The organism is Arthrobacter sp. GCM10027362, from assembly GCF_042679445.1.
Classification (GTDB): Bacteria; Actinomycetota; Actinomycetes; order Actinomycetales; family Micrococcaceae; genus Crystallibacter.
In genome coordinates this window covers 1-6129 of record NZ_JBHTML010000216.1, presented here as the reverse complement: position 1 = coordinate 6129, position 6129 = coordinate 1, and the positions used below count along the sequence as shown (strand labels likewise).

The window sequence follows — 6129 nt, the reverse complement described above, 5'->3', positions numbered from 1 at the left end:
CCAGCCGGCGGCAGCCGCCCGGGTGGCGCCTGGCGGGCGGCTGCCGCCGCCCGGTGCGCCCTGGCACCCAAACTCTGCCGGTGGCTGCTTGGGAAAACCCTTGGCGCCCAGGCCGGCGGCTCTGCCGTGGCGGCCAGGAGCACGTTTCGCAAAAGTGCCACCCCCAGAATTGGGGGTGCAGGGTGCCCCGATCCGGGCTGTCGGGATGAGCAGCCGCCCGGCAAGGATGAAAGGGCATTCATTGGGGGTGCATCCATCGAGGGGGACGACATGGAGCAAATGCCTGCACAGGTCATGTCCATTTCCGTTCAAATGATCGGCCATCTGACCATCCGCCGCGGCGGTTCCGTCCTGACGGCAGCGACCTTGGGCGGGCCGAAGCCGCGGCAGATCCTGGAGATCCTGCTGCTCCGGCTGGGCACCGCGGTTTCGAAGGACCAGCTGGTGGACCTGTTGTGGGGCGGCAAGGCCCCGGGCGAGGCACTGGCCACCCTGGAAAGCTATGTGAGCGTGCTGCGCCGGCATCTGCAGCCGGGCCATGCCAGGACCGGTCCGCTGCGCACGGCGAACTCCGGCTATCTGCTGGAGCGGGAGCTGGTGGACCTGGACCTGGGCCGCTTCGGCTCGCTGCTGCGCCATGCCGAGCTGGCCGGGCCGGCGGATGCCTATCCGCAGCTGGTGCAGGCCTTGGAACTGGCCGCCGAGCCATTGCTCGCCGACGAGCTCACGCCGGAATGGGCAGTGGAAGCCCGGGACCGGCACGCCGCGAGGGTGACCCGGGCCCGGGTCCTGGCAGCCGAGGCTGCTGCCGCGCTGGCCAGGCCCGAGGACGCGGTGCGCTGGGCCCAGCAGGCGGTGGACGAGGAGCCCCTGAACGAACGGGCGTGGTCCGCGCTCGTGGCCGGGCTGGAGCAGGCCGGGCGCTATGCCGACGGTATCCGCAGCTATGACCGGTGCCGCCGGATCCTCGACCGCGAAATGGGCTGCCTGCCCGGGCCCGCCCTGCAGGCCGCCCATGCACGGCTCCTGCAGGCCACGGCGCAGGACGACGGCGACCTGGCCGAGGTCCTGGCCGCACTGCTGCTGCTCAGCGACAGCATGCGGTCCGGCCGCGGCAATCCCGGCGGCAGGCCGGCCGGTGCCGGCGGGCGCCGTTCCGGGAAGAGCCTGGCCGCGGCTGGCCAGGTGGTGGATTCCTTCCTGCGCCGCGCCCTCGCCTCGGCCTGAGCGGCCGGCCCTACCGGCGCGGGTCCGCGGCGCAGCCGGTGCCTATACATCCGCGCCCTCCGAAGGCATACTCGCTATAGCACCATGTCTCGGGGGGCTTGGGTTGGGGACTTAAAATGGCGGAAGAAATTTCGCCGGTGCCCGCAAGGGTGGTGGTCGTCGATGACCACACCACCTTTGCGGAGCTGCTGGCACAGGCACTGGACCGGGAAGCCGACCTGGTCCATGTAGGAAACGCCGGCAGCGCCGGAACGGCAGTGGAGTTGTGCCGCGCGGTCAGTCCCGACGTCGTCGTCATGGACTATCACCTGCCGGACGGCAACGGACTGGACGCAGCCGGCACGATCCTGCAGGAAAACCCCGGAATCCGGATCATTGTCCTGACCGGAAATCCCACTGCGGAGATACTCGGCCGGGCCGCGGACTCCGGGATCTGCGGCTTCCTGCCCAAGGACGGGTCGCTGCAGAACCTGCTGGACGCGGTGCGGTTCGCCCGCCCGGGCAGCATGGTGGTGCATCCTTCCCTGCTGGCCGCGCAGAAGGCCGTGCAGCAGGCCGCACCGCCGGAGCCTTCCGGTCATGGCCCGCTCACGGCGCGCGAGCGGCAGGTCCTGGCCCTGATGGCAGCCGGCAACGACGTCCGGACCAATGCACGGCTGCTGGGCATCTCGGAGAACACCTGCCGCGGCTATGTGAAATCCATCCTGGCCAAGCTCGACGCCCACACGCAGCTGGAGGCCGTGGCCGTTGCCCAGCGCCGGCGCCTGGTGCCGGGGGCTCCCGATGCTTAAGGAGCAGACCGGCCGCGCCCCGGCCCAGTCCCGGCCGGAGACCGGGGGCAGCCGGGGCGGGAAGCCCCGCAGGTCCCACCTGCATCCGGAAACACGCCGCGCCCTCCGCCGGTACGCACTCACCGGCCTCGCGGCACTCCTGATCATCGTGGTTCCCCTGGTCCTGGGAACGCGGGCCCTGGCCCAGGAGCAGGCACTCAGGCATGCGACCGAGAACACCCAGCACATGGCCGATTTCGAAGTGGCCCCGTTCATCGACTCCGGCACCCCGGTCAAGGATCCCCGGAAGCTGGACCAGCTCGACCGCCGGCTGACGCCAAGCTTCCGCCACCTCTCCCTGCTCCGGTTCAAGGTCTGGAGCGCCCAGGGGACCATCCTGTACTCGGACCGCCGGGAACTGATCGGCCACCGGTTCCCGCTACCCGACTGGGCGCCGCCGCTGCTGGCCGGCGGCCCGGGAAACGCCGCGCTCGAAGTCCAGGCGGACGCGGAAAGCGCCGCCGAAACCGGCCGGGACGAGCTGGTCGAGGTGCATGTGGGCAGCACCGCGGCCGACGGGGAACGAATCATCATCGAGGCCTACTACCCCGGGGAGGTCGTCCACCACGACCAGCGGGGCATGGTGCTGGGCATCCTGCCGGCCATCCTCGGCTCGTTGCTGCTGCTGCAGCTGCTCCTGCTGCTGCCCGGGTTGCGGATGGCCAAACGCCTGCAGCAGAACAGCGATACCCAGCAGCGCCTGCTGGAGCAGGCCATCAGCGCCTCGGACCTGGAACGGCAGCGGCTGGCCCGGCACCTGCACGATGAAGTAATCCAAGGCCTGGCGGGCCTGGCTTACGCACTGGAATCCTACGAGCGGCGCGAACCGGGTCCGCCGCCGTCGTTCTTCTCACAGGCCCGGGCAGTGGTGCAGGAGAATATCGGCGCCCTGCGCGGCATCGCCGCGGACTTGTACCCTCCGGATCTGGCCGGGCTCGGCCTGCCCGGGGCCTTGGACCGGCTCGGGGATCCTGCCCGGGCCCGCGGCCTGGACTTCGCTCTGGCCGTCCACGGCACGGTTCCCGCGGAGCAGAGTACCCAGGTGCTGCTGTACCGGGTGGCGCGGGAGGCGGTCGCCAATGCGCTCAAGCACGCCCAGGCCGGGCGGATCCTGGTGACGCTTTCCGGAACCGGCGAAGGCACCACACTCACCGTGACCGACGACGGACGCGGCTTCGACGTGCGTGAGGCCGCCCCCGAGGGGCATCTGGGACTGGCCATCCTGCACGACACGGTCGCCGATGCCGGCGGCAGCTTGCTGATCACCTCCACCGCGGACGGCGGCACGAAGGTCGAGGCGGTGCTGCCGGCCGGCCGTTAAGTCCGGCAGCACCGCCTGTCCGGGAGCATCCCCCTCGGGGACGCCCCCGACGAGCGGGCCCCAATCCCCTATATTTCGGCGCCCTCGAGCAGTTCGGTCACCAGGGCCGCGATCGGTGAACGCTCCGACCGGGTGAGCGTCATGTGGCCGAAGAGCGGGTGTCCCTTGAGGGTTTCGACGACGGCCGCGATGCCGTCATGCCGTCCCACCCTCAGGTTGTCCCGCTGCGCCACATCATGGGTGAGCACGATCCTGGAATTCTGCCCGATCCGGCTCATCACCGTCAGCAGCACATTCTTCTCCAGCGACTGGGCCTCGTCCACAATCACGAAGGAGTCGTGCAGCGAGCGGCCGCGGATGTGCGTCAACGGCAGCACTTCGAGCATCCCGCGGTCCATCACCTCCTCCATCACCTCGGCGGACACCAGCGCCCCAAGGGTGTCGAAGACCGCCTGCGCCCACGGGTTCATCTTCTCCGCCTCGGTGCCGGGCAGGTAGCCCAGTTCCTGGCCGCCGACGGCGTAGAGCGGCCGGAACACCACGACCTTGCGGTGCTCACGCCGCTCCAGCACGGCCTCCAGCCCGGCGCAAAGCGCCAGGGCGGACTTGCCGGTCCCGGCCCGGCCGCCGAGGGAAACAATGCCCACCTCGGGATCGAGCAGCAGGTCGATGGCCAGGCGCTGTTCCGCGCTGCGGCCGTGCAGGCCGAAGACATCACGGTCCCCCTTGACCAGGCGCACCTGCTTGTCCGCGCCGACCCGGCCCAGGGCGGAGCCGCGGCCGGAGAGCAGGATCAGGCCGGTGTTGGCCGGCAGCTCCGCGGCCGCCGGGTTGAAGATCGGCTCGTTGCCGTAGAGCCGCTGCAGCTCCGTTTCCGGGACCTCCAGCTCGGCCAGGCCGGTCCAGCCCGAATCCCGCACCAGTTCGTTGCGGTATTCGTCCGCCTGCAGGCCCATGGCGGAAGCCTTCACGCGCATCGGCAGGTCCTTGGACACCACCGTGACGTTCCGGCCCTCGTCGGCCAGGTTCTTCGCCACGGCCAGGATGCGGCTGTCGTTGTCCCCGCCCCGGAATCCCACGGGCAGCACCTCGGGCGAAATGTGGTTCAGTTCCAGCCGCAGCGATCCGCCCTCGGCCCCGATCGGGATCGGCCGGTTGAGCCCGCCGTGCTCCAACCGCAGGTCGTCCAGCAGCCGCAGGGCCTTGCGGGCGAAGTAACCCAGTTCCGGATCGTGGCGCTTGGCTTCGAGCTCGGTGATCACCACGACCGGCAGGATAACCTCGTGCTCGGCGAAGTGCATCAGCGCCCGCGGATCGGACAGCAGCACCGAGGTGTCCAGGACAAAGGACTGAACCGGGTAGCCGGCGGTGTCCCGCTCCCCCTGTGCGGACCGTGCGGTGCTGGTACCTGCGGTGCTGGTACCTGCAGTGCTCGTACCTGCAGTGCTCGTACCTGCGGTGGTGTCGGTATTGGCCACGATAGCCCCCGTCCTGAGCGCTGGCGCTCCGATTTCGGTGCGGATAGGAATTCCGGCCGGCCGTGAGGCCGGTACCGGCCTCCCTTGCTGCGCTTGGCTGCGGCAATTCGGCCTCCCGGTCGGCCGGCGCGGTCCGCCGGCCGATACCTCCAAATTACGCTCTTGTAATTTCGGGAACAACAGGTATTTGCGGCAGGGGTGTTAATTCCCGGTGAACAGAGCCCGGCGCCGGCTATGCGCCGAAACGGCGCTGGCGGCTGCCGTAGTCCCGCAGGGCGCGCAGGAAATCCAGCCGCCGGAAATCCGGCCACAGCGCCTCGCAGAAGTAGAACTCGCTGTAGGCGCTCTGCCACATCAGGAAGCCGGAGAGCCGCTGCTCCCCCGAGGTGCGGATGACCAGGTCAGGGTCGGGCAGCCCGCGGGTGTACAGGTAGCGGGAAATGTCCTCGATGCAAAGCGACTCCGCGACGCCGTGCAGGTCCCTGCCGGCCCTGGCCGCATCCGTGAGCAGTTCCTTCACCGCATCCACAATCTCCTGCCGGCCGCCGTAGCCGACGGCGACGTTGACGTGGACGCCCCCGGCCTCGGCGGTCTGCGCCGCCAGCAGCTCCAGCTTCTGCGCCAGGTAGGCCGGCAGCGTCTCGAGGGCGCCCACCGGGCGCACCCGCATGTTCTTGCCTTCGCCCAGCCGGTCCAGCGTGTTGGCGATGATCCCCATCAGCTGCTCCAGCTCTTCGCCGGAGCGGTTCATGTTGTCCGTGGAAAGCATGTACAGGGTGATGACCTTGACCCCGAGCTCGTCACACCAGCCGAGGAATTCGAGGATCTTGTCCGCCCCGGCCTGGTGCCCCTCGCGCGTCGGGGCCCCGGCCAGCTTGGCCCAGCGGCGGTTGCCGTCCACCACCACCCCGATGTGGCGCGGCATCCGCTGGGACAGCAGCGAGCGCTCGAGCCGGCGTTCGTACAGGCGGTACACGGCACCCGGAAGCCTCAAGTACGCACCTGCCTTTTCTGTCGTCACCGCCTTTGGAATTCTACGCCACCGTCCGGGACCGGCCGCGCGTCCGGCCGGCAGCGCGCCCTGGCCGCGATGCGGAGAACAGCATCAGGCGCGGGCCGGGCCCCGCGTCAGTTCCGCCAGCAGCCCGGCCTCGTCCGCCACCGGACGGGCACACACCATGCCCCGGCAGACATAGGCCAGCGCCCCGGTGTCCGGAGCGGGCCGGCCCTGCAGCAGCGGCACGACGGCGTGCGCTGCCTGTTCCGCGCCGGC

5 protein-coding genes are annotated in these 6129 nt (G+C 70.1%); 3 read left to right on the top strand and 2 right to left on the bottom strand.

The window, feature by feature from the left end:
• Nucleotides 1–279 precede the first annotated feature (279 nt).
• The 3 genes from ACFQ36_RS19945 (at nucleotide 280) to ACFQ36_RS19935 (ending at nucleotide 3378) form a co-directional block, all read left to right on the top strand.
• Nucleotides 280–1227: a BTAD domain-containing putative transcriptional regulator gene (locus ACFQ36_RS19945; RefSeq protein ID WP_377016818.1), complete on the top strand. Its 948-nt coding sequence runs from the start codon at nucleotides 280–282 to the stop codon at nucleotides 1225–1227.
• Nucleotides 1228–1343: 116 nt separating this feature from the next.
• On the top strand, nucleotides 1344–2018 hold the full coding sequence (locus tag ACFQ36_RS19940; protein WP_377016816.1) for a response regulator: 675 nt from the start codon (nucleotides 1344–1346) through the stop codon (nucleotides 2016–2018).
• Nucleotides 2011–3378 (top strand): sensor histidine kinase, encoded by a 1368-nt coding sequence (locus ACFQ36_RS19935; protein WP_377016814.1) that lies wholly within the window; start codon nucleotides 2011–2013, stop codon nucleotides 3376–3378. Before ACFQ36_RS19940 ends, ACFQ36_RS19935 begins: the two co-directional genes overlap by 8 nt.
• Nucleotides 3379–3446: 68 nt before the next feature.
• Here the strand turns inward: ACFQ36_RS19935 and ACFQ36_RS19930 are convergent, their stop codons facing one another.
• Together ACFQ36_RS19930 and ACFQ36_RS19925 are read right to left on the bottom strand one after the other, a co-directional pair.
• Complete coding sequence (locus tag ACFQ36_RS19930; RefSeq protein WP_377016821.1) at nucleotides 3447–4718, bottom strand: PhoH family protein; 1272 nt, start codon at nucleotides 4716–4718, stop codon at nucleotides 3447–3449.
• Between the two features lie 370 nt (nucleotides 4719–5088).
• Nucleotides 5089–5850, bottom strand: coding sequence for an isoprenyl transferase (locus ACFQ36_RS19925; RefSeq protein ID WP_377016812.1), 762 nt, complete (start codon nucleotides 5848–5850; stop codon nucleotides 5089–5091).
• Nucleotides 5851–6129: the final 279 nt, after the last annotated feature.

Excerpts from the sequence above, each read along its gene's own strand:
- ACFQ36_RS19945 (WP_377016818.1), top strand. The coding sequence starts at position 280 with ATGCCTGCACAGGTCATGTCCATTTCCGTTCAAATGATCGGCCATCTG.
- ACFQ36_RS19940 (WP_377016816.1), top strand. The coding sequence starts at position 1,344 with ATGGCGGAAGAAATTTCGCCGGTGCCCGCAAGGGTGGTGGTCGTCGAT.
- ACFQ36_RS19935 (WP_377016814.1), top strand. The coding sequence starts at position 2,011 with ATGCTTAAGGAGCAGACCGGCCGCGCCCCGGCCCAGTCCCGGCCGGAG.